This window comes from Providencia sp. CIM-Carb-044 (assembly GCF_033901115.1).
Lineage (GTDB): Bacteria > Pseudomonadota > Gammaproteobacteria > Enterobacterales > Enterobacteriaceae > Providencia > Providencia hangzhouensis.
This window is the reverse complement of the sequence record NZ_JAXADV010000013.1, coordinates 67,006-89,521: the sequence shown is the minus strand read 5'-3', so window position 1 is coordinate 89,521 and position 22,516 is coordinate 67,006. Positions and strand designations below refer to the sequence as shown.

The 22,516-nt window shown below is 38.3% G+C and carries 22 protein-coding genes; 4 read left to right on the top strand and 18 right to left on the bottom strand.

Annotated features, from left to right (window positions below; genetic code table 11):
• The 8 genes from SJ312_RS19580 to SJ312_RS19545 all read right to left on the bottom strand — a co-directional run bounded on the left by SJ312_RS19580 (position 1) and on the right by SJ312_RS19545 (position 5,510).
• Entirely contained in the window at positions 1–258 is a 258-nt protein-coding gene (locus SJ312_RS19580) for a EutN/CcmL family microcompartment protein (protein WP_004259057.1), read from the bottom strand.
• 26 nt (positions 259–284) lie between these two features.
• The gene (locus SJ312_RS19575) at positions 285–1,916 is read right to left on the bottom strand and encodes an acetaldehyde dehydrogenase (acetylating) (protein ID WP_110591169.1); all 1,632 of its coding nucleotides are present in this window, start codon (positions 1,914–1,916) and stop codon (positions 285–287) included.
• A 70-nt stretch (positions 1,917–1,986) separates the two neighbouring features.
• Positions 1,987–2,265, bottom strand: coding sequence for a BMC domain-containing protein (locus SJ312_RS19570; protein ID WP_004259063.1), 279 nt, complete (start codon positions 2,263–2,265; stop codon positions 1,987–1,989).
• A 15-nt stretch (positions 2,266–2,280) separates the two neighbouring features.
• Positions 2,281–2,565 carry a BMC domain-containing protein gene (locus SJ312_RS19565; protein WP_004259066.1) on the bottom strand — a complete coding sequence of 95 codons (285 nt, stop codon included), beginning with the start codon at positions 2,563–2,565 and terminating at the stop codon, positions 2,281–2,283.
• A gap of 21 nt (positions 2,566–2,586) precedes the next feature.
• A complete protein-coding gene (locus SJ312_RS19560; protein ID WP_004249182.1) occupies positions 2,587–2,865 on the bottom strand; it encodes a BMC domain-containing protein in 279 nt (92 codons plus the stop codon).
• Between the two features lie 635 nt (positions 2,866–3,500).
• Positions 3,501–4,019: a FidL-like protein gene (locus SJ312_RS19555; protein WP_004259073.1), complete on the bottom strand. Its 519-nt coding sequence runs from the start codon at positions 4,017–4,019 to the stop codon at positions 3,501–3,503.
• Positions 4,016–4,858, bottom strand: a complete 843-nt coding sequence (locus SJ312_RS19550; protein ID WP_094961558.1) for a transcriptional regulator — start codon at positions 4,856–4,858, stop codon at positions 4,016–4,018. Before SJ312_RS19550 ends, SJ312_RS19555 begins: the two co-directional genes overlap by 4 nt.
• Before the next feature lie 79 nt (positions 4,859–4,937).
• Entirely contained in the window at positions 4,938–5,510 is a 573-nt protein-coding gene (locus SJ312_RS19545) for a TetR/AcrR family transcriptional regulator (protein ID WP_036958231.1), read from the bottom strand.
• Between the two features lie 303 nt (positions 5,511–5,813).
• On the opposite strand from SJ312_RS19545, the gene SJ312_RS19540 reads away from it, so the two are divergent.
• Complete coding sequence (locus SJ312_RS19540) at positions 5,814–6,371, top strand: NADPH-dependent FMN reductase (RefSeq protein WP_094961559.1); 558 nt, start codon at positions 5,814–5,816, stop codon at positions 6,369–6,371.
• 239 nt (positions 6,372–6,610) lie between these two features.
• Here SJ312_RS19540 and potD read toward each other — a convergent pair whose 3' ends face one another.
• From potD to potA, 4 genes are all read right to left on the bottom strand, one after another.
• Positions 6,611–7,660 carry a spermidine/putrescine ABC transporter substrate-binding protein PotD gene (potD, locus tag SJ312_RS19535; protein WP_094961560.1) on the bottom strand — a complete coding sequence of 350 codons (1,050 nt, stop codon included), beginning with the start codon at positions 7,658–7,660 and terminating at the stop codon, positions 6,611–6,613.
• A gap of 159 nt (positions 7,661–7,819) precedes the next feature.
• Positions 7,820–8,608: a spermidine/putrescine ABC transporter permease PotC gene (gene potC / locus SJ312_RS19530; RefSeq protein ID WP_004259098.1), complete on the bottom strand. Its 789-nt coding sequence runs from the start codon at positions 8,606–8,608 to the stop codon at positions 7,820–7,822.
• Entirely contained in the window at positions 8,605–9,468 is an 864-nt protein-coding gene (potB, locus tag SJ312_RS19525; protein ID WP_004259100.1) for a spermidine/putrescine ABC transporter permease PotB, read from the bottom strand. The genes potC and potB overlap by 4 nt, the downstream gene beginning before the upstream one ends.
• On the bottom strand, positions 9,455–10,564 hold the full coding sequence (gene potA / locus SJ312_RS19520; RefSeq protein ID WP_004259102.1) for a spermidine/putrescine ABC transporter ATP-binding protein PotA: 1,110 nt from the start codon (positions 10,562–10,564) through the stop codon (positions 9,455–9,457). Before potA ends, potB begins: the two co-directional genes overlap by 14 nt.
• A gap of 907 nt (positions 10,565–11,471) precedes the next feature.
• On the opposite strand from potA, the gene SJ312_RS19515 reads away from it, so the two are divergent.
• Entirely contained in the window at positions 11,472–13,118 is a 1,647-nt protein-coding gene (locus SJ312_RS19515) for a fumarate hydratase (RefSeq protein WP_004259110.1), read from the top strand.
• Positions 13,119–13,330: 212 nt separating this feature from the next.
• On the opposite strand, the gene SJ312_RS19510 is transcribed toward SJ312_RS19515, so the two are convergent.
• From SJ312_RS19510 to SJ312_RS19485, 6 genes are all read right to left on the bottom strand, one after another.
• Positions 13,331–14,296 (bottom strand): fimbrial protein, encoded by a 966-nt coding sequence (locus SJ312_RS19510; protein ID WP_319868226.1) that lies wholly within the window; start codon positions 14,294–14,296, stop codon positions 13,331–13,333.
• Between the two features lie 12 nt (positions 14,297–14,308).
• Positions 14,309–14,785 carry a fimbrial protein gene (locus SJ312_RS19505; protein ID WP_226617002.1) on the bottom strand — a complete coding sequence of 159 codons (477 nt, stop codon included), beginning with the start codon at positions 14,783–14,785 and terminating at the stop codon, positions 14,309–14,311.
• An 85-nt stretch (positions 14,786–14,870) separates the two neighbouring features.
• On the bottom strand, positions 14,871–15,599 hold the full coding sequence (locus SJ312_RS19500) for a molecular chaperone (RefSeq protein WP_004259120.1): 729 nt from the start codon (positions 15,597–15,599) through the stop codon (positions 14,871–14,873).
• A gap of 11 nt (positions 15,600–15,610) precedes the next feature.
• Positions 15,611–18,106 (bottom strand): fimbria/pilus outer membrane usher protein, encoded by a 2,496-nt coding sequence (locus tag SJ312_RS19495; RefSeq protein WP_319868225.1) that lies wholly within the window; start codon positions 18,104–18,106, stop codon positions 15,611–15,613.
• Between the two features lie 78 nt (positions 18,107–18,184).
• A complete protein-coding gene (locus SJ312_RS19490; RefSeq protein WP_004259129.1) occupies positions 18,185–18,742 on the bottom strand; it encodes a fimbrial protein in 558 nt (185 codons plus the stop codon).
• Between the two features lie 214 nt (positions 18,743–18,956).
• Positions 18,957–19,193: a helix-turn-helix domain-containing protein gene (locus tag SJ312_RS19485; RefSeq protein ID WP_004259130.1), complete on the bottom strand. Its 237-nt coding sequence runs from the start codon at positions 19,191–19,193 to the stop codon at positions 18,957–18,959.
• 1,288 nt (positions 19,194–20,481) lie between these two features.
• Between SJ312_RS19485 and SJ312_RS19480 the strand changes: the two genes are divergently transcribed.
• Together SJ312_RS19480 and SJ312_RS19475 are read left to right on the top strand one after the other, a co-directional pair.
• Entirely contained in the window at positions 20,482–21,477 is a 996-nt protein-coding gene (locus SJ312_RS19480; protein WP_165880391.1) for a nitrilase family protein, read from the top strand.
• Between the two features lie 81 nt (positions 21,478–21,558).
• Positions 21,559–22,464, top strand: a complete 906-nt coding sequence (locus SJ312_RS19475) for a LysR family transcriptional regulator (RefSeq protein ID WP_110591167.1) — start codon at positions 21,559–21,561, stop codon at positions 22,462–22,464.
• Positions 22,465–22,516: the final 52 nt, after the last annotated feature.

The following is a 22,516-nucleotide window of genomic DNA, read 5'->3' as shown; positions in this document are numbered from 1 at the left end:
TTACTCCTTGGTATAAACCTTCTCAACAATGGCAACCACTGACATGGCTTTGTAATTGTCTTTATTCAAAGCGAAGTAAGCTTCAGCTAACACAATGTCGTTAATACCTGCGCCAACACTGTCGACTGCCACATACGTTTTGTTTTTCAACGGTTCAAGGTCATCCCCTAGCTTGGTAACCATTAATAAGTTACTGCCGCTAAGTTCTTGGCATTTCTGCGTTGCAACAACATGTCCGACCACCTTTGCGAGGATCATGGTTTATACCGCCTTATTCCAATGAGTTACTTATTTAGGCGTCCGAGAACAGCCTTGATGATTTGCTCAACATTTTCTTCAGTGATGTCACCTTGAGAAACCACCGCCTCAGCAGTCGCAGCCGTTGTTACAGTGCTGCCAAATCGGTTATCGCCAGTTGGGTTAGCTGCGGCTGGTGATGCTGCCGTAACAGGGTTACGGAAACGGTTGTCATCAAAAATACTCACTTGCGGTTGATTTACCGAAGTTGATGCTGTTGGCTGTGCAGGTGCACAAGGCTGAGCTGGCTGTCTTAAATCATCAATGGAACGTACGCCATAACCGACTTTACGGATGTTCAGCAAGTTCATCGGGCCGACGTTATCTGAACTAGAACCGCCACCAACTGCCCCACAACCGAGCGTTAAAGCAGGTGTGATATTGGTCGTTGCACCAATTCCGCCCAGTGCCGCTGGTGTATTGATCAAAATACGATTGACGGGTTTTTCCAGAGAGAATTGACGAATAACATCTTCGTTCTGCGTATGGATCACCAAGGTATGACCGAGGCCTTCGTTGGTCAGTAAGTCAACCACACGATGGCAAGCTGACTGCCAATCTTCCTCGATATACATCCCTAAAATTGGGCATAATTTTTCGCGGGAGTATGGGTTTTTCGGTGATACGGTGTCTTGTAAAGCAATCAACACACGTGTGTTAGCCGGAACAGTGAAGCCTGCACGTTGACTCAGTGTGATAGCATCTTTACCAACGACTTCAGGGTTGATAGTACCGTTCGCTCTAAGCAACATGGATGCCATGCGTTTCGCTTCATCTTCATTCATGAAGTAAGCGCCTTGAGCGAGCAGTTCACGATGAACTTCGTTGTAAATGCAGCGTTCTACAATGATCGATTGTTCTGAAGCACAAATAACACCATTATCAAAAGTTTTACTGGTGATGATGTCACTCACCGCTTGCTTGATATTGGCACTACGTTCAATAAATGCAGGGCCATTACCTGGACCACCGCTGATGGTTGGTGTACCGGATGCGTAAGCAGCGCGTACCATGCCTTCACCTCCCGTTGCCAAAATTAAAGAAACGTCTTTGCTGTGCATCAGCTCTTTCGTTGCTTCAAGAGTTAGCATCGTGACGCCATCGACAATTCCTGCTGGCGCACCCGCTTCTAATGCGGCTTTTTTGACAATTTCTAATGTGCGGAAACTGCAAGCTTTGGCATTTGGATGAGGGGAAAAGACAATGGCATTACCCGCCTTCAAGGCAATCAACGTTTTGTAGATGATGGTAGATGTTGGATTAGTAGAAGGAACTAACGCCGTGATCACACCAAGAGGAACCCCCACATCCATGACTTTGTTGACTTTGTCATCATTAATGATGCCAACGGTTTTGAGATCTTTAATGTGTTCATAAACACGCATTGAAGCAAAAGTGTTTTTCAGGACTTTATCTTGCCACTTACCGAACCCAGTCTCTTCATTGGCCATTTTTGCCAGCTCTTCTGCATGAAGTGCGGACTCAATTGCAATGTGTTTAACGATATTATCGATTTTTTCCTGCGAAAATGTCGCAAACTCTTTCTGCGCTTGTTTCGCGTTTCTAACTAGCTCTCTTGCCAGTTGTCTGGATTGCAGATCTTTGTCTAATGCAACCATGTCTTCCCCCGTATCGGAGCCAAAATTAATTCATTAACTTGTCGTGTGATTGGCTTTATCAGCCAATTACTTAGGCTTTGTGTTGCTGTGCAATTTTGCCAATATCGTTGTGTGGTCTCGCAATCACGCGTGAAGTCACCACGGTTCCGATACGTTTTGCAGCCTCAACACCTGACTCAACCGCTGCGTTAACGGCACCGACATCGCCTTTAACCATCGCTGTTACCAGACCTGAGCCAACATTTTCATAACCGATTAACTCAACATTTGCGGCTTTACACATGGCATCAGCAGCTTCAATACAAGCCACTAAACCTTTGGTTTCAATTAGACCAAGTGCTTCTTTCATAAGTAATTTCCTGTTTTATTCCGTGACTTTATACTGGGCGACGATTTTCTGAATATCACTATGAGGACGAGCGATAACCAGTGATGTCACGACGGTGCCAATACGAGAGGCGGATTCAACACCTGAATCCACGGCAGCTTTCACCGCACCTACATCGCCTTTGACCATGGCGGTAACTAAACCTGACCCAACATTTTCATAACCAATCAGCACAACATTTGCGGCTTTACACATCGAATCTGCAGCTTCAATACAAGCCACTAACCCTTGAGTTTCAATAAGACCTAATGCGTCACCCATGTTTTTTTCCTCCGGAAAAAGTTATGCCTTATGCTTAATAACGATTTTATTGATATCGTTGTGTGGACGAGCAATGACTAGTGAAGTCACAACTTCACCAACACGCTGTGCTGATTCAACACCTGAATCGACGGCTGCTTTGACTGCTCCGACATCGCCTTTAACCATTGCAGTAACGAGGCCTGAACCGACATTTTCGTAACCAATTAGCTCTACATTCGCCGCTTTGCACATCGCATCAGCCGCTTCGATACAAGCCACCAGACCTTTTGTTTCAATAAGACCTAATGCATCACCCATTGTTGTTTCCTCCGAGAAGCCTTCTTTATTTTTCTTTACCTTCGATATTCCAAGCTAATGTGTCCGAGTACATGTCCCTTGAAATATCTGGGTAATCATTTACGCCAATGGTGTCTGCGCGGTGATCTATTGAACGCAGCCTTTGGCTTCAAACTCACTATAGAACCGAAAAATAAAAACAAAATATAAATCCACAAAACGACAATATTTAGTCTTTTAACCTGAAAATTAGAGTAATTAATTAAGCTATTTACATATTCATACTGAAAAAATTAAAAATTCACGCATCTGTGTTGCAGATAAAAATGGGCTAAATAAAGATTTAGCGTTAGCTAGGTAGATTGTTAATAAAATATTATTGAGCTGATAAAGGGGGGTAATTTGTGAAATGATAACTGTGGGTCTGCTCACTCGGTTATAAGCTTTGCCTACATCAGATATCCGCGAGTTAGGTTCTAACCAAGAGATAGTCTACCTGTCATGATGTCAATTTATAGCTAAATTGAGGATATTGCAGTTTGTGAATACTACAGCAGGGAATACGACAAAATAGGAAATAAAGGGAAGTGGGATTGTCAGTTAACGATGAAGTGAACGGCTTCACCGCTAAGCTTATTTATTTAATGAGAACTGAATTAATCAAATTTACTGCCAGGCTTTAACGTGCAGATATAAAGTGGAGAGTTAATTGAACTGAGTAATAAAGCTTTGTCATTGAGCTTTTGGGCATTAAGAAATAGCCCGTCATGGCTATCTGACATTTCTCGCATAAAGTAATCAAATATCACATCTGGTGATTCATCAATAGAAGAAGCACTTGCTTCCCATTGACTGATATTATAATGGCGCTCTGTGGGAGAAACTCGTTTTGTTGTATAACTAAATTTCACATAGCGCTGTAAGTACAACCAGCCCGCTTTAGAATCGGTATATCCTTCAACAACGATGGCTCCTTTGCCATTGGCACCAAAATTGAAATGAATATTGCCATTAACGTTTTCATCCTGCATATTTTCAAAACGCATAATGCCTTTTGTCGAGCACATTAATAAACCATCTTGTTTATTGGAAAGTAAGACCGATTGAGTGTAAATCACAACAATAATAAATAGCAAAAAGCTCAGTAAGCATAATACTTTTCCTGATATCTTCATGATGGTTTCCAAGAATAGTAAAAGTAATTATCGCAATAGCTAAATGGGTTATCTTCATTTACTGCACAATGTGCAAGAAATACTCGACCCAATCCATTAGTCTGCAATTTATCTCCATAGAAAAAAACAAACCGTTCTTTCTCGGCACAGGCTAAATTTAAGTTATTTCTAACCTTATCAAAATTTTGTACATAGTTTAGTGCGACAGAGTTATTGATCATTTTTTCATTCGATAGCACATCACAATTAGTGTGCTCAAGTACTGTCATCTTAATCGGTACTGACGGCTGGTTTGATAAATAAGCCATGACCGCGAGTAAAACGGAACACAATAAAAAGACACCGCTAGCGAGATACCAACAGATTTCTTTTTTTTCTGGCGTCAATGTTGATTCTATTTTTTTGAGGTCTGCAGGCTCAGAGATAGGTTTGGGAATTGGAGATAAAACAACCTTAGCCTCTTCTATTTCACTTAAGCTAGGGATTAACTCAGAGGGAGGAATTTTAATATCATCAATTAATTCAAGTGAAACATCTGAATTAAACTCTAATCGCCCCCTCGCCACCGTCACAATAATATTTTCAATACCATATGGACGAAATGCTTTTCTTAATATACTTAGATATTGGTTTAAATTACTGTTCGATGAAACTAATCCATTATCATCCCATACCGCTTTTAACACCTCATCTCGGGAAACAACACCTCTGTGTTGAATAAAATAAAACAACAACGCATTAGCCGTTATCGACAGTTGTGCATCCACCTCATCTTCTTTTAAAGATAAAGTGCCATCAACTGCATCATATAGAATGAAAGCATTGATTTTATATTTCACTGTCGCCTCATGTGCTTATTTTATGAATAAAATTGCACTATCATTACCACTATTATTTTTACTTACGTGCTATTTTTACTTATGGAATTTGTTCAAATGATATTGTCGTTAACCGGCTAACAATCGCATCACGTTCTTGCTGTGATAACGTTTCTCCCTCAGTCAATGACGAAAGCCACAACCCATCAGCCGCATAACGCACTAACGCGCCTAAATAACTGTTATCGAACTCATCCCCCTTTTCCAAATGGTTGGTTACCCAATCTCGCCAGCACTGACGTAACACTGGCTCAGTTGGCATAGCCAAAGACAATAACGCGAGCTGAAAACTTTCATCAGATTCTTTTAACTCACCAATATAGTGCAAATAAGCACGAGAAAACCGCCCATAGGGATTTGGGTCATTATCCATAATGGTATGTATTCTCTCATCCATAATCCCCAGCAATTGCACAAACAGTGCATGAATAAGCTCTTGCTTCGTTGGGAAGTGGTGCATTAACCCGCCTTTGCTAACACCCGCTTCCCTTGCCACTGCATTAAGTGAGAGTGAAGAGATCCCTTCTCTGCCAGCAATAATACGAGCAGCTTTCAGTAACTCCACTTGAAGCTTAATAGGATCTTTTTTTCTATGCTGAGCAGATTTATTCATGCGATGAATGATACCGACCAGTCGGTATGTTTCATTTTGACTAAAATCAAGTAACCCTGATTTGTTCATGGGTAAATCTAAATAGTGGAAGAGGACTCACAATATCGAATTATGATAAGTTGTAACCCCATAATTAATTTAAAAATATCAAATATTTTTGATATTTAGTTATCTATTTTAATTTCACTTAGTTTTGCACATCCTCAGATTATGATGTTTAATAGTGAGAGTGGAACAATTCTCTATTCAATAAATAACGGTTTGCAGTATTCCTAATTAACTCCCCGTGAAAGAGGTTTTATCATGTCAAATCAATACAATATTGGTGTCATTGTGGGTAGTTTGCGCGCTGATTCATATAATTTAGTTGTCGCTAAAGCCATGACTAAATTATTCCCCACAAATTTCACGTTTAAATTTATCAATATTGGTGAACTCCCTCTCTATAACCAAGATGCAGACCAAAATGTGTCTCCTGTTGTGGCTAATTTCAAATCTCAAATTAAAGCCTGTGATGGCATTATTTTCGCCACCCCAGAATATAACCGTTCAATGCCTGGCGTATTGAAAAATGCGATTGACCAAGGCTCTCGCCCATGGGGAGATAATTCCTGGGATGGCATCCCTGCTGGAGTACTAGGGGTATCTATTGGCAATATTAGTACGGCTATTGCACAACAACATTTGCGTAATAGCTTGGCATTTTTGAATATGCCGACAATGAACCAACCAGAGTGCTATTTGAAGTGGTATGAAGGAATGGTTGATGAACAAGGTAATATTTCACCCAAAAGTAAAGATTTCCTACAACCGTGGGCAGATACCTTTGTGAAGTTTGTTGGTCATAATGCCAAACGTTAGCCATTAAAAAAGGCATCACAATCGTGATGCCTGAGGTTGTTGACAAAGCGGGATAAAAGCGTGGTTTTCCCACTTTGTGTTATCAGCCGAAAATCAATAAATTGATTTTCCTAATTTATTTTCAAAACCTATTCGACTTGCCGCCAAACATAATATGTTTGTCAGCAGTCTGAGGCATCACAATCGTGATGCCTTTTTATTATCTTCAAACCCTATTTAGCTTGCGACTAAAACAATAATTAACGTCCTGCTTTTAGCTTTTGGAAATACTCTTCATAAATAATATTAGTATTCCCCACATCACTTTGCCATTCGCCTTTTTGCAGAACTTCTTCACTTGGGTAAAGTGATGGGTCATTAGCAATTTCAGCAGGTAATAATTTTTTAGCTTCTAAATTTGGTGTTGGGTAGCCAATAGATTCAGCCACTTGAGCCGCAATTTCTGGACGCAATAAGAAATTAATTAACTTATGGGCCCCTTCCACATTTTTGGCGTTAGCAGGAATAGCTAAGCTATCCATCCAGAAAATCCCACCTTCTTTTGGCCACACCACTTCAATCGGTAAGCCAGCTTGCCGCGCGACGAATGCAGAACCATTCCACAACATTCCCACATCAACCTCACCTTCAATAAATGGTGTTGCTGGGTTGTCAGAGTTGAAGGCTAAAATATTTGGGCGTAATTTTTGCAACTCTTTATACGCCTCTTCAATTTGTTTCGGATCAGTCGTATTACCTGAATAACCTAATTTAGTGAGCGCAACTTGGAAAACTTCCCGTGCATCATCCATCATCAGCAAGCTATTTTTATACTCAGGTTTCCAAAAATCCGCCCACGAGGTGACAGACTGTGGGTCAACAGCTTCACCATTAATACCTATCCCTGTCGCACCCCAAATATAAGGCACTGAATAATCATTATTCGGGTCAAATTCTTTATGGATTAAGTTTGGGTCAAGGTTTTTAAAATTGGTTAATTTGCTTTGATCAATCTTTTGTAGCATTCCTTCTTTACTCATTTTGGCAATAAAATAAGTAGAAGGCACCACCAAGTCATAAGCCCCTTCTTTATAGGTCTTTAACTTGGTATACATGCTTTCGTTTGATTCATAGGTGGAGTAAATCACCTTGATGCCCGTTTCTTTGGTAAATTGCTCTAATAAACCGGGGGGAACATATTCTGTCCAGTTATAGAAATACAGTACGTCTTTGTTATCGTCAGCGGCAGTTGCCGTGCCAATACTTGCAGCCATTAACCCTGCTGCCAGTAGATAGGACCATTTTTTCATTACTGAGTTTCCCTCAACAAAGTGTTTTTATCCCTTAATGCATCAAGTAACCACTTGAATTATTTAGGGTATATATCTTATAGGCTAAATAAAGCCCACCCTCTCGCCGTATGGCATCAAAAAGGCGCTGTTATAGAAAAAACCAACACCATCACTCATTTATGATTTCGCTTTTTTCGAGTATTTATCCCGCATCACCCATTGGCTTAAACAAACGAGCAGTAAAGACATAATCAACAATACTGTCGCCAATGCGTTTACTTCTGGGGAGACCCCGACTTTTACCATTGAATATATTTTCAATGGTAAAATCTCATAACTTGGCCCCGTAACAAATGACGAAACCACCACATCGTCCATCGACAATGTAAAACTCAGTAGCCACCCTGCCACAACCGCAGGGAGCGCTAATGGCAAAATGATTTTCCTTAAGATGGTAAACTCACCCGCACCGAGGTCACGTGCAGCTTCTAGCATCTTCACATCAAAGTCCTTTAACCTTGCATACACCGTCACCACTACAAAGGGTAGACAGAATGTAATATGGGAAAAAAGCAATGACCAAAAACCTAGCGAGACCCCAAGGATCATAAATAGAACCAATAACGAAATCGCCATGACGATATCAGGTGACATCATGACCACAAATAACATGCCACCAACAAAAGGTTTTCCTCTAAAGCGATAGCGAAATAATGCAACGGCGGTTAATGTGCCAATGGCTGTTGCGAAAGTCGCTGACAAAACCGCCATGGTTAATGAATGCCCCGCAGCCTCTAATAAGCTATCGTTATTAGCTAGTAATTCATACCATTTGGTTGAAAACCCTTGCCACTGAATACCAAAACGCGACTCATTAAAGGAATTAACAATCAAAATGATGATTGGAATATAAAGATAAGCGTAGATGATGGCCATGAAGCCACCACGCAGAGTACGTCCGATCATTCTTCATATGCCTTTTTATTCAGAAGCTTAGCTGCTCGGTAATACACATACAGCAATAACCCCATCATCACCGTGAGGAAAATGCTGGTTGCTGCCCCGAATGGCCAATCACGAATATTTAAGAACTGGCTCTTAATTACGTTACCGATCAGTAGATTTTTCGCACCACCCATTAAATCCGCGACATAGAACAGCCCCATTGCCGGTAATAAAACCAGCAAACAGCCTGCGATAATACCTGGCATCGTTAAAGGAATGATGATTTTCACAAACCGTTGAAATTTATTCGCACCGAGATCTCTTGCAGCTTCTATATATGACTTATCCAGCTTTTCAATACTTGAATACAGCGGCATCACCATAAACGGCAACAATATATAAATGAGACCTAGTATGACGGCTTCAGGTGTATACATAATTTTCAACGGTTTATCGATAACACCAACCCACAGTAAAAAGTCATTTAAGTACCCTTTGGTACTGAGAAAAACTTTTAACCCATAGATACGAATCAATGAATTGGTCCAAAATGGCACAATTAACAGAAACAGCATCAAAGGTTGCACCCGTTTAGGTAGCTTTGCCAATATAAAGGCAAATGGATAGCCAATAACTAAACAGAAAAAGGTTGCGATCACCGCCATATTGAGCGAGTGCAGCATGACCTCTGCATACATCGGGTCAGACAAGCGAACATAGTTATCCCACGTAAAAACTAAGTCAACTAAGTTGGTGTCGCTACGCGTCAAAAAGCTAGTGCCAATAATCATGATATTAGGCAAGAAGACGAATAGCAGCAGCCAGGCGACCACCCCAGTGATAATAACGTTCTGCAAAATTTTATGTTTACGAATGATCATCCAGAACTACCTCCCAACTTTCAACCCAAGTCACAGCAACTTTTTGGTTAAGGGAGTGGTCGACATCGGGGTCATCTTCATTAAAGAATTCGCTAACCATGACAATTTTGCCATCTTCCATTTCAACCACTGAGTCTAACGTCATGCCTTTATAGTTACGCTCACGAACGTAGCCAATCAGCCCCGGATGGTTATCTGCATCATTCACTTCTTCAACGCGCAAGTCTTCAGGACGTAATAACACACTGACGTGTTGCCCTTCTTTGACAGAGAGCTCAGTGAAAATATCACATTCATGCCCTTCAACATTGGCTCGAATACGTTTATCATCAATGCGATACAATACTTTCGCATCAAAAATATTAATTTCACCAATAAATTGAGCTACAAACAGATTTTTCGGTTCCTCATAGATTTCGCGAGGAGTACCGTCTTGCTCAATTTTCCCTTCACGCATCACAATGATACGATCCGACATGGCCAAGGCTTCTTCTTGGTCGTGGGTCACAAAAATAAACGTGATCCCCAGTTTTCGTTGAAGCGCTTTTAGCTCATTTTGCATTTGTTTGCGCAGTTTATAATCAAGCGCAGACAATGATTCATCCAGTAGTAAGACTTTCGGGCGATTCACTACCGCACGGGCTATCGCCACGCGTTGTTGTTGACCACCAGATAGTTGGTTGGGTCTACGCTCAGCAAAATCTTCTAGCTGCACCATACGCAAGGCTTGGTCGACACGCTTTTGAATTTCAGCCGCAGGCGTTTTTTGCATGCGCAGGCCAAATGCCACGTTGTCGAAGACTGTCATATGAGGAAATAAAGCGTAGCTTTGAAAGACGGTATTTACAAAACGGTTTTCCGCTGGAATATCCGTAATATCTTGACCATCAAGAATAATTTGACCGCCATCGGCATCTTCTAGCCCTGCAATAAGACGTAAAACAGTCGTTTTACCGCAACCAGAAGGCCCCAGAATGGTCAAAAACTCACCGTTCTGAATGGTTAAGTCAAGCTCAGAAATAATTTGTTTGCCATCAAAACCTTTACTTAAAGATTTTAATTCAATGAGTGGTGTCAGAGAGGTTGTCTCAGTCATTTATTATACACTCTATCCCTAGGAATAATGCAGATAGAACCGCCACCGTTAAAGACTGTATAAGCTTGTCGGAGGTTTACTCTGTCAACTTAAGTAACATAAGTAAATAATTTCCCCAGCAAAGCCCAAAACCAGTAGCGCCATTTAAACTTCATAAGGCATGCATGATAAACACTGTTTTTGCAAATTGAAAGCCATTTTCACAACTTCGTTTGCCTTTCATTATGAATTCTCAATAAATAAAACAGATTTTTGAGAAAAATAAGCGACATAGCGATATATAGAATCAGTCTGTCCATATCTATAGATTTACATGATACATTCGAAGATAAAACTTAAGTCAAATTCAATGAAATTCATAGAGTTAAAACAATTCACAATAAAAATAATAATAATTATGGAATTAATAGTTTTTATTATTTTTAATTTTTTAATTCATATATTTAATGATATAAATTTTAAAACTTCATGCGAGATAAAAATACAATAAGCCTTTACCATAACTAACTCGTCGAGTTTTGATGATAGTTATATCCAGTAGATATATATCGTGATTATATATAGAACAAAGGCAATAACTGGTAACATCTATAACAAATAATTAAAGTCGCAGTTGATAATATTATTATGTGATTTAAATCTAATTTTCATTAATCCTTATTTTTTATCTCAATAAATTTAACCAATATCATATTATTCTTTGCATCTCTTTGAATATAATAATCAAATTGATATAATTTCAATCTAAACTGTAACTTTTAGTGACTTATTTTGTGATTTTTGTTTCATTATTACACCTATAAATTTTACTTTGTATCTTTCGAGTTAAATCAATTAAAGAATAAACATAAGCCTTCGGGTGATTACCTTTGGAAATTCCACTGAAATTAATATGTGAGTGAGCAAAATGGCTAATAAAGAGTTTTTTTACCAAGAACCTTATCCATTATCTGAGGATAAAACTGAGTATTTCCAAGTCTCTGATAAATATGTTTCTGTAGAACAATTTGCTGGTAAGCAAATTTTAAAGATAGAACCTGAGGCATTAACTCTCCTCGCAGAACACGCAATTTATGAATCCCAGTTTTTTTTAAGAGCTGCGCACCAGAAACAAGTCGCCGCTATCTTACAAGACCCAGAAGCCAGCGAAAACGACAAATACGTGGCGTTACAATTACTTCGCAATGCTGAAATTTCTGCAAAAGGTATTTTGCCAAACTGCCAAGATACAGGAACGGTTGCGGTTGTTGGGAAAAAAGGCCAACAAGTTTGGACAGACTGCAATGACGAAGAGTACCTCTCTCGAGGGATTTATAATGTCTTCCAACACGAAAACCTGCGCTTTTCTCAAAATGCACCGCTAGATATGTTTAATGAAGTCAATACTGGCACAAACCTGCCAGCACAGTTTGACATTTTTGCGACCACAGGTGATGAATATCACTTCCTATTTGTTAACAAAGGCGGCGGTTCAGCAAATAAATCAGCACTTTACCAAGAAACAAAAGCCACCTTAACCCCAGCCAAGTTAAAAAATTTCTTAATTGAAAAAATGCGTAACTTAGGAACAACAGCTTGCCCGCCTTACCATATTGCCTTCGTTATCGGCGGTACTTCAGCGGAAACAACACTGAAAACAGCCAAACTCGCCTCCGCAAAATACTACGACAACCTGCCAACCACAGGTAATGAGTACGGCCGTGCTTTCCGTGATATTGAACTAGAAAATGAGTTATTAGAAGCTTCTCGTCATCTTGGTTTTGGCGCACAATTTGGTGGTAAATATTTTGCTCACGATGTACGAGTTATTCGTTTACCTCGCCATGGTGCCTCTTGCCCAATCGGTTTAGCCATTTCTTGCTCTGCCGACCGTAATATTAAAGCTAAAATTACCAAAAGCGGTTTATGGCTTGAAAAAATGGAGCATAACCCAGCCCAATACATTCCTGAATCTATGCGTAACCAAGCTGAAGGAAAAGTGGTACATATCGACCTCAACCGCCCAATGAAAGATATTTTGGCTGAGCTGAGTAAACACCCGGTATCAACACGTGTTTCTCTCAGCGGGCCACTGATTATTGCTCGAGATATTGCGCATACTAAGCTTAAAGAACGTTTAGATAACGGTGAAGAATTGCCTCAATATTTTAAAGACCACATGGTGTATTACGCAGGACCTGCCAAAAAACCAGAAGATATGGTTTCCGGTTCTTTAGGCCCGACAACCGGTAACCGCATGGACCCCTATGTTGACCTGTTCCAATCCCACGGTGGTAGCATGCTAATGTTGGCGAAAGGCAACCGAACTCAGGCAGTAACTGATGCATGTAAAAAACACGGAGGGTTTTATTTAGGTAGTATCGGTGGCTCAGCTGCGATTCTCGCTCAAGAATATGTGAAAAGTTTAAATTGCCTTGAGTATCCAGAATTAGGAATGGAAGCGATTTGGAAAATGGAAGTTGAGGGGCTGCCTGCATTCATTCTCGTTGATGACAAAGGCAATAACTTCTTTGAACAAGTCCAAAATGAGACTTGCAGTAAATGCGTTAAATAAGATTTGCCACTCTAGCGCAAAGGAATGCGCTAAATTTCGTTAGCCTATATCACTACATAACGATGTAACATAACAAAGAGCAGGCTTTTGGCCTGCTCTTTGGTTGTTGACAACGAGGGATAACAGTGTGATTTTTCCCGCTTTGCGTTATCAGCCGAAAATCAATATATTGATTTTCATCATGTATTTTTAGCCATCTCTTCGGATTAATGTTAATAATAGTTAATACGGACAATCGTTGAGGCGCTAAATGGTCCTGTTTTTACCGCTCCTACCTTTTTAACCGTCGCACTGTAGTCACGTGTAATAGATGTACTCCCTAAGGGGAGTGTTCCGAAAAACTGGAAGTAATTAAATTTTATTTTTTCCGCTTTATCATCCGAAATAATTAAATTAGTCCCATTTTTTAGATCAATGGCATACTCTCCATTTAACGGGTCTGTAGTTTCGAAGTTAATATTCATGGAAAAATTATCTAAGCAGCCCCGCTTCACCGCTTGTATCTGAAAATCTTTTTTAAACTCTTTTCCTTGATTAAGCTCAGTGATCATTAACTGACCATAGTCAATTTGCTGTGACTCTGGGTAAACTTTAATATCAGCCCCACACTTGAGGAAGCGAATACCTCGTAACCCAGTAATAGAATACTTCAAGTTTTTTGCACCATTGGTATGGTTTATCCCACCACTTCCATCAAACTGGAAAACCGTAAATTGGTTATCCCCTGTGTAGTTACCTGAAGGAGGAACAATACCCGTCACTTTGATATATAGTGTAAAAGTCACTGTTACCGTGACATTCTCTCCGCGGCGAATAGGTGGAGTCCCTAAGTTGACACGCTGCTCATTTTGTTCCAATTGTTGGCCTTGGTAATTCGCGCCTAGTAATAACCCTGTCCCAAGTTTTTGAGATTTCGGATTAAAATACATATGAACAACGTCAACAGCATTACCAAGTACATTGTCACAATAAACGGTTACTGTTAAAGGGTCGGATTGCCAAATAATAGAACCTGCCGTTGTATCAGCAAGAATGGCCAATTGACCTACAGGAACTGCGGGTTTTTCGACGACTCCAGTCCCCTTTTCCACACAATCTAATGCAAAGGTTTTTGGGCTAATAAAAACGAATAGAAATAAAATATAAAAACCATATTTTTGAATAAACTTGTGTATCATGATTTATACACCTTATATGTAAGTAATATTTAAGGTAATTTGCGTTTTAATATTACCCACTGTTAATTCATTTCTTGGTAGATAACTCTCTAGCATGGAATAAATCGTAATTTGCTGGTTATCATCAAAATAGATTGGATAACTACGGTATTCACCATTGGGGACAATATTGCCATCTTTATCCATTAATCGAATCCCATAACCATTTAGAATGGTTTTACCACCAAATAAATTACGGTCTGTACTTTCAGTTGGTTCTGAAATAAACATGATCCGAACAACCGGAACCCTATCATCGCGATTGCGTTTTGGAAAAATACAATCATCAAACTTTAGTTTGATTTCATGCTTAGGGCTTCTGTCTCCAATTTCATTAAAGTAATTCAGAGATATTGGTCCTAATTCAATATTTTGATCTATCGAGTAAAATGAAATCTTACAAGGCAATGCCACCACATTTCCCGTAAAATTAAGATCACCTCTCATCATGCTACTATCTGCATAAGCTTGGCTTCCACATAGAGATAGCATAAAAAGACATATTGAAAAGTAGCAATTTCTCATATCTAAAATCCTATTGGCTCTCTTTTGACAGCTGGCAGGTCGACGCAGCGCATTGGTAAGTCAACATTTTCATGCCACCGTAATCATCCATATAACCGGTATATAACTGATTAAAACTGCTTGCTGGTACGGGAACACTTTCCTTAGAAAGCGGGGCAATCATCACACTTTCAAAACCAGGAAAATTTTTCTGGTTATTATTACTGAGATAACCCAATGTCACATAATATTTAGTTGGATTTTCAATAAGTAATTGCCCACCTGTGTGCGTATATTTCAGCTCTTTAGCCCATACTTTATCGCTGTTATTTTCGATTTGAGGTGGTCGATAAAACATTTTTAGACGGCTTTGAATCGCAATCTGTACGACATTTTCTTTATCTGTCACCGGTGGAATTTCACGCACATTTAAATAGAACAGAGATTCTCTATCTTGTGGAAGAGCATCTATTCCCTCTGTTTTAATAATTTTAATTTGGTTTTTAGCATTCGGCTCAACGCGTTGCATTGGAGGTAAAACTGTAAAAGGTTCAGAAACCTTATTCCCTTTTTCATCTTCCATCCAAGATTGAGCTAAGTAGGGCATTGTTTTGCTTTGGTTATTAATAACCAAACTGATTGATTTATCTTTGCCTGGAAAAATGATCCGTGTACGGTCAATATTAATCGCAGCAGACGCAACTTGCATGCCGACAAAAACTAATGAAAATCCTAAAGCTACTACATACTTTTTACTCATACATCATTCCTTTATTGGCAAGGGATCAGGACTTTCCCCTGATTTTTTTCGGCAATATTAGGTAAATTCAAACTACATTGGTTTGCGCCAGCAGCCCATTTCACTATGTAGCTTTCTTCTGGAGCCACACCCGTTAAATAAGCAACACCACTATCTGCAATAATTCCGACTTCTCTTCCTGTACTTAATTCAGTCACACTGGTACCAAGCGGTGGATAATTCCCATTATTCAAACGGATAACTGCTAAAATACGTTTTCCTTGGTTCGCTTTTATTCTCTGAAAACCAATTGAACCCTCAGTTAATGTTTTACCAATAATGTTGTCATTGACATCCACATCGTCAGGCAGTGTATTCATATCAATGTAAACATCTGAATTAGAAAAACTATTTAAGCTTGTCGCAACACCAATCCCAAATCGGTTCGTGACAGATTCGCCATTATTAATAGAAATCCCAGCGACATTGTCGCTATCAATCATCACTCGAGGTTCGTTGTTAGTCCCGTTACGGTGCATAGCTGCGCCATATTTCGTTGCTGTCATGGAGCCATACCAACTACCGCCAAAAGCACGATATGAGTTCACATTTTCTGTCGCATTAACATTCAACACGCCATAAGGCGATGAATATTGATAACTACCGCTGATATTTGGCTCAGCACGTCCAAGCTTGTGCTGGTCACCACCAACACGCATACTCCAGTAGTTATTATTCTCGTTCGGGCTGTAATAACCTACCGATTGGCCAAAACTATGGTCATTATCTGCATATTGAGCGTCGTAACTGACTGACGCACCATTTTCAAGTGGCACGGAGAAAGAAAGGTAAATTTGATTATCATCCGTCTCTTCATATTTAATTTTATTAAGTGATAAGGTGCCGGAAATGTTTTTAATTTGCCCTATACTAAATAGCTTACTAAAACTCATACCAAAGTTTGTTGTAGATTCACTATTCCAAAATTGATGGTGAGAAGCATTAAAATAGACAGTTAAGTCCAACGGGCTGATATATTGGTTAAAAGATGCGGTATACACGTTTTTGTCACGTCTAAAATCAAGCACACCATTCGCTGCATCAATGTATTGAGGCATAGTTAAGAATTCTTTTTCAGAAAACTTATAACCTGCAAATGTGACCTGCGAATTGGTAGATTCAAAACGTTTAGAATAATTTAAACGGTAGCTGTTACCCGAATAAGAGCCAAAATTATCTACATTTGCATGAGTGCGAGTAATATCAAAGGAAATAGCGCCAAACATATTCATGTTTTGCCCTATTCCTAAGTTTATCGCTTGGTAATTGTTATTATCTACCGTAGCAATTAACCCGCCAAAGATGGATGTGTCACCAAATAAACCATAGGAAGCTTCCCCTACAATAAACTTAGGGTCAACTTTCTGCGAGCGGCCAAATGGGTCAGATTTACCCATGGTAAATTTATAAAGCAGTTGGCCCTGACGAGTTAAAAATGGCAACGATGCCGCCGTCACTTGATAAGTGGTTTTTGAACCGTCCTCTTCCTCAATGGTGACATCTAAAGTGCCTTGCACCGCTTCAGTAATATCTTGAATATTAAATGGCCCTGGAGCAACTTTAACTTGTTTAATCACACGCCCATTCTGTGAAATAATCACCATTGCATTCGTTTTAGCGATACCCGTCACTTGAGGCGCGTAACCACGTAGTGACGGTGGAAGCATTCGATTATCACTAAAAATAGATGCCCCTATAAAGCGAAAACTATCAAATAAGTCAGTCTTCAAATAAGACTCACCAAGTAAAACTTTTGCACCCATTTGAGGCAAAGCACGAAAGGCATATAACTGAGTCCAATCAAACCGTTCATTCGTTTTACCTTGGGAGCGATTATATTGATATTGATAATCAGCGCGGAAACGCCAAGCTCCTAAGTTAACGCCAGCGGTACCGTTACTACTACCACTGAATGTTTCACTATTATTTTTAGGAGCGGAATAGTTGGCAAACAGGTTATAATCAAGAAATGCACCCATAATTCCATTTTCCCATTGGGAAGGTGGAACCCAGTACGGGTCATCATATTCTAACCAAGCTTGAGGGATAGAAAATAAGATATTCTGGTTAGCTTTGTCAAAGCGATAATTAATATCTAAATTTTTAGATAGCTCAATACACTGGCCATTATTATTTTGCAGAAGTTCTTCCTTAACTTTATTTTTTAATGCAAAAATATTTACCATCTCTGGTGTAACACAGAGTGTTGAGGTATTTTTACTCTCTTCAATAAATTTAATTAAATATTGCCCTGATAATTTTCGACCATTTAATGTAATATCCGTTAGGTATTCACCTGCAGGAATAAAGTCTGGGTTAGAAAACTGACTTAAGTCAATATTATCTCTATCCTTAGCATCAATAATATTCATATTAAATTCCACTGCATTAGACATTCCAGAAAAGGAAAATGCCAAAGCAATCGAAAATAATATTTTATTTATTTTAAACTGAGGAAATAGAGACATGATGTTCCCTGTAAGAAAAATAAAAATAAAGAAAGAAAAATAACAGGCAAATACATGCCTGTTATTTTAAATAAAAAATTACAGGTAGTTTAAAGCGTAAGTTGCTTGAGAAATGATGCTACCAGTTTCAACTTTGCTACCATTTGCTTCAACACGTGCACTGAATACTAATTTATTTGGACCATCCGCTAATGGCAGCTCAACACTGGTATCACCAACTTTCATTGTTGCGCCATCTGCGTTGATTAAACGAACACCAACACCTTTAGAAGTACCTGTATTAGCCAGTAATTCTTTTGCTGTAGTATCTGGAGTACCCGTGAAAGTTACTTTAACTTTGCTAACTGCAGGGAAGACAACTACATCGCTAGCATCTTTAACTTCACCTAAATCACAGTTTTCTAACTGGATATTATATTGAACGCTTTGGCTATATTTGTTACCAGTTTCTAATACTTTATTTGCAACTTGGCCGAGGTCAACGTTAATTGTACCGTCACCTGGGATTGAGCAAGGTGCATTAATAACTTTACCAGTAAAATTGATGACACCACTACCTTGATCTACAGGTGCTGCCTGTGCAATACCAAATGAAGAAGCGATAATTGTAGCTAATGCAATCTTAGTTAATTTCATTTATATTTTCCTATAAAAAGACGACAGATGTACCAATCACCTAATAATCAATAAATTACTAGGTTGATATTTATTTGCTGAGAATGTAAAGGTAAAAATAAGAAAGTTAGATTTTTACTAAAAAAATAAAAACACTACATTTTTATTTTTTTAGATATTTAGTTAACTTTAAATATGAATATTTTTATAATTAGATTACTCTTAATTTTTTAAATTAATTACTTTCTTTATTGATAAAAACATCATCAATAAAAAAGCAAATCATTTCTGTATCTAAAGCGTTAGCAAGGGTGTGCAAGTTTTCAATATTTATATTGCACTCACCCCTTTCATAACGTGAAATCTGTTGTTGGCTAACACCAACAAGATTAGCTAATTCGATGCCTGAAAGCCCTAAATGCTTTCTTCTTTTTCTAATCTCTCTGCCTACTATACGATTTACATTTATCATCAACAATAGCCCAAAATAACCTAAAATATTAAATGGCTAAATTATATTACAAATCAAAAAATTTCACATAATAAATTGCACTGATTATATAAAAAATCAAAAAAGAACAAACCAATTAAAACACGAAATTTGAGTTAATTATAGTTCTCAATATATAAAAGTAAAACTGTTTGTAACGATCGATAGAATAAATTAAAGCCACTGAAACCTATCAACATTTCATTTTTTTAGTTTGCATTATCATATAAGATAAAAAACACATAATTCATATTAGTTATTATTCTTTTTTAAATAAACAAATAATATACAACTAATTGATATTAAAGAAAAATAACAAATTACCACTATCAATGGTAACATCCAAAAATATAACATCGCCTTAATTTATAATGGAATGAAGGCATTTATAATTAATTTTATATGGTATTCATTGATTCCTAAGTATTTTTATATACTTATTTTTATAAATTAATTTATTTTTTACATTTTTAATGTTTGCTTCAAAAAAACAACTAACAATGGTTTTTTTATTCTTATCATTTAATTTAATTTAATTTAATAGTATTTTTAATTACTCACAATAAGAGTTATAGGATATAAAAAACTGCAATTTTTTTTTATTGGTCGCTATCTACTCATAAATAAATCAAGTTATTCATATTAAGAGTAATAACAATATTGATAGCCATCGATAACTCACATTTCGAGTAAAAAACAACAATCACCAACAAAAATAACGTATAAATAACAATATGTTATACTTGTTTCTAATTGTAACAAAACACAAAAGTCTATTGCAGATCAACAAGGTAAAAATGAAATATAACAAAAAGAAAACATAATAATTGCACTTCTGGGAACTATAAAACGAGTAAAATAAGAGTTTTACCTCGCACTTTCACAAGAAATCAGTCGAAACAACAAGGGAAATGCTTACTATTATTGTGTGTTGCACATATAGCTTAGGTTAAATTTGTGCTTTTAATACCGAGAATAAAGAGCATTTGTATGCTTGATTCACTAAATGAAAGCATTTCATTGAGGAATAATTGACCTGATACGCTTTAAACCAAAATGGGCAGCATAGGAAGATTACACTTAACTAGGCTAATTTTCCGTATTATATATATTTCAACATCTCTTTTTACGTTAATTTATGTATAAAAATGCTAATATTGATGACCAAACAGATTCATTCAATAACCTATCGTTATGGAATGAGAAAATAACTCATTATTTTTAGCTCAAATAACATGTTTTTATTTCCCTAACTAAGGAGATAAAAATGATGCCAGCACAATCACTGCTTCGGGTTGCAACAGTCCAGTTCCAACACCGTCCTAGCGACAAAACCTACAATTTAGAACGTATCCATGAGTTTATTACTCAAGCCGCCCAACAGAAGGTAAAAATACTGGTTTTACCTGAAATGTGTATTACTGGTTATTGGCACGTGCCGAAGCTACCAGATGATGCCGTTTATGCTTTAAGTGAAACTTTACATGATAGCCCGTCATTAGCATTAATCCGCCAACGGGCCATTGAATTAGACATGATTATCGGGGTTGGGTTGATTGAAAAAGGGTTAGATGGCAAATGCTACAATACTTGGGTCGCTTGTATGCCAGATGGCCAATACCACGCTCATCGTAAATTACATGCCTTTGAGCACCCCGCCATTCATAGCGGAGACAATTACACTGTTTTCGATACGCCATGGGGAGTAAAAGTTGGTATTTTAATTTGCTGGGATAATAACTTAATTGAAAATCCACGCGTCAACGCGCTACTTGGTGCAGATATTATTCTTGCCCCCCATCAAACAGGTGGAACTCATTCGAGTAGCCCTCATGGCATGAAACCTCTCGACCTTCGTCTCTGGGAAAATAGAAAACAAAATCCTCAAGCATTATTAGATGCATGTCAAGGGGAGCATGGGCGCGGATGGCTAATGCGCTGGTTACCCTCCAGAGCCCATGATAATGGTGTATTTTATTTATTTAGTAATGGCGTTGGCTTAGATGATGATGAAATTCGAACCGGAAACGCCATGATCATAGACCCTTACGGACGAGTAATTAAAGAAAGCTGCGCAATAGATGATGATATCGTCATCGCGGATCTTGAATTAGATTTATTGCCTACCTCGAATGGCCGTCGCTGGTTAACCGGAAGACGCCCTGAGCTCTACCGAATCATCACTGAAACTCTGGGTTACGAAACGGATATTCGCCATGTCCGTTTTGCTTCTGAGAATTCCCCTTATCATCAAGAAAAGCAATAATAGTTAAAGTCAATGGCTCGCTATAGCATTCATAATAGAAATGTTATAGCGTCTTCTATTATCAGGAACTGGCTAACAACTATGGATACTCGACTACTCCGTGCATTTATCACTCTCGCAGAGACAAAAAATTACCGCGAAGCCTCATCACGCCTATATATTAGTCAGCCAGCTTTAACAAAACAAATTCAACTTCTTGAGAAACAATTGGATATAGTACTATTTGAGCGGGGACGTCATGGTGCAATATTGACTCCTCATGGGAAAATACTTTTTCCCTATGCACAACAAGTACTCACTCAAACCACTGAATTTTTACACCAATCCGCAGTGCTTCGAGAACAGCCCCCTATAAAGTTAACCGTCGGGTTTGGTATATCAACATTTCAAGAAGCCTCTTTCTTTGTGGCACGGCTACGTGAAAAATTACCAAATATTCCAATCCAACTGGATGATATGCCTTCTCACGAAATGGAGAAACAGCTACAAGCCCATGAATTGCATATTGCTTTTACTCGTCAATTTGCTTTTAAAACAACCGATAACTTAGAGAGCAAAACATTAAAATCTGAAGTTCTTGCCTTAGCAGTAGCACAAAAATCGGTCTCTTTATTATCAATGAAAGAATATCTAACCCATTTTCCTTTATTGTTATTACGCGCAGAGCGTGGTTCAAAGCTTCATCAGCAAATTCAGAGCTACCTACAATATGAAAGCTTATCAATTACACCCTCTCAGGAAGCAAATGATATTCAAACATTAATTGCCCTTGTAGCCGCTGAGGTTGGCATAAGTCTTTTACCCTATAGTGCAAGAAATATTAGCTCAAAAGATATCCGCTTTATTCCAATTCAACATTGTGAACAAGCCCAATGGGGGATTGATGTGGTATGGCAGGCTTCATTGCCTAAATTATGGCAAAACACCATCAATGAATTGATTGATGAAGTTTATGGAACATTTTCAAGAGAGAGTGAATCAGAATAATTCCGTAATTCCTCTCCGTAATTCCTATATATTAAATATTTGAACTTTGATA

Bases quoted from the DNA above. Each gene is read 5' to 3' on its own strand.
- SJ312_RS19580 (WP_004259057.1), bottom strand. From the start codon at position 258: ATGATCCTCGCAAAGGTGGTCGGACATGTTGTTGCAACGCAGAAATGC.
- SJ312_RS19575 (WP_110591169.1), bottom strand. From the start codon at position 1,916: ATGGTTGCATTAGACAAAGATCTGCAATCCAGACAACTGGCAAGAGAG.
- SJ312_RS19570 (WP_004259063.1), bottom strand. From the start codon at position 2,265: ATGAAAGAAGCACTTGGTCTAATTGAAACCAAAGGTTTAGTGGCTTGT.
- SJ312_RS19565 (WP_004259066.1), bottom strand. From the start codon at position 2,565: ATGGGTGACGCATTAGGTCTTATTGAAACTCAAGGGTTAGTGGCTTGT.
- SJ312_RS19560 (WP_004249182.1), bottom strand. From the start codon at position 2,865: ATGGGTGATGCATTAGGTCTTATTGAAACAAAAGGTCTGGTGGCTTGT.
- SJ312_RS19555 (WP_004259073.1), bottom strand. From the start codon at position 4,019: ATGAAGATATCAGGAAAAGTATTATGCTTACTGAGCTTTTTGCTATTT.
- SJ312_RS19545 (WP_036958231.1), bottom strand. From the start codon at position 5,510: ATGAATAAATCTGCTCAGCATAGAAAAAAAGATCCTATTAAGCTTCAA.
- SJ312_RS19540 (WP_094961559.1), top strand. From the start codon at position 5,814: ATGTCAAATCAATACAATATTGGTGTCATTGTGGGTAGTTTGCGCGCT.
- potD (WP_094961560.1), bottom strand. From the start codon at position 7,660: ATGAAAAAATGGTCCTATCTACTGGCAGCAGGGTTAATGGCTGCAAGT.
- potC (WP_004259098.1), bottom strand. From the start codon at position 8,608: ATGATCGGACGTACTCTGCGTGGTGGCTTCATGGCCATCATCTACGCT.
- potB (WP_004259100.1), bottom strand. From the start codon at position 9,468: ATGATCATTCGTAAACATAAAATTTTGCAGAACGTTATTATCACTGGG.
- potA (WP_004259102.1), bottom strand. From the start codon at position 10,564: ATGACTGAGACAACCTCTCTGACACCACTCATTGAATTAAAATCTTTA.
- SJ312_RS19515 (WP_004259110.1), top strand. From the start codon at position 11,472: ATGGCTAATAAAGAGTTTTTTTACCAAGAACCTTATCCATTATCTGAG.
- SJ312_RS19510 (WP_319868226.1), bottom strand. From the start codon at position 14,296: ATGATACACAAGTTTATTCAAAAATATGGTTTTTATATTTTATTTCTA.
- SJ312_RS19505 (WP_226617002.1), bottom strand. From the start codon at position 14,785: ATGATGAGAGGTGATCTTAATTTTACGGGAAATGTGGTGGCATTGCCT.
- SJ312_RS19500 (WP_004259120.1), bottom strand. From the start codon at position 15,599: ATGAGTAAAAAGTATGTAGTAGCTTTAGGATTTTCATTAGTTTTTGTC.
- SJ312_RS19495 (WP_319868225.1), bottom strand. From the start codon at position 18,106: ATGTCTCTATTTCCTCAGTTTAAAATAAATAAAATATTATTTTCGATT.
- SJ312_RS19490 (WP_004259129.1), bottom strand. From the start codon at position 18,742: ATGAAATTAACTAAGATTGCATTAGCTACAATTATCGCTTCTTCATTT.
- SJ312_RS19485 (WP_004259130.1), bottom strand. From the start codon at position 19,193: ATGATAAATGTAAATCGTATAGTAGGCAGAGAGATTAGAAAAAGAAGA.
- SJ312_RS19480 (WP_165880391.1), top strand. From the start codon at position 20,482: ATGCCAGCACAATCACTGCTTCGGGTTGCAACAGTCCAGTTCCAACAC.
- SJ312_RS19475 (WP_110591167.1), top strand. From the start codon at position 21,559: ATGGATACTCGACTACTCCGTGCATTTATCACTCTCGCAGAGACAAAA.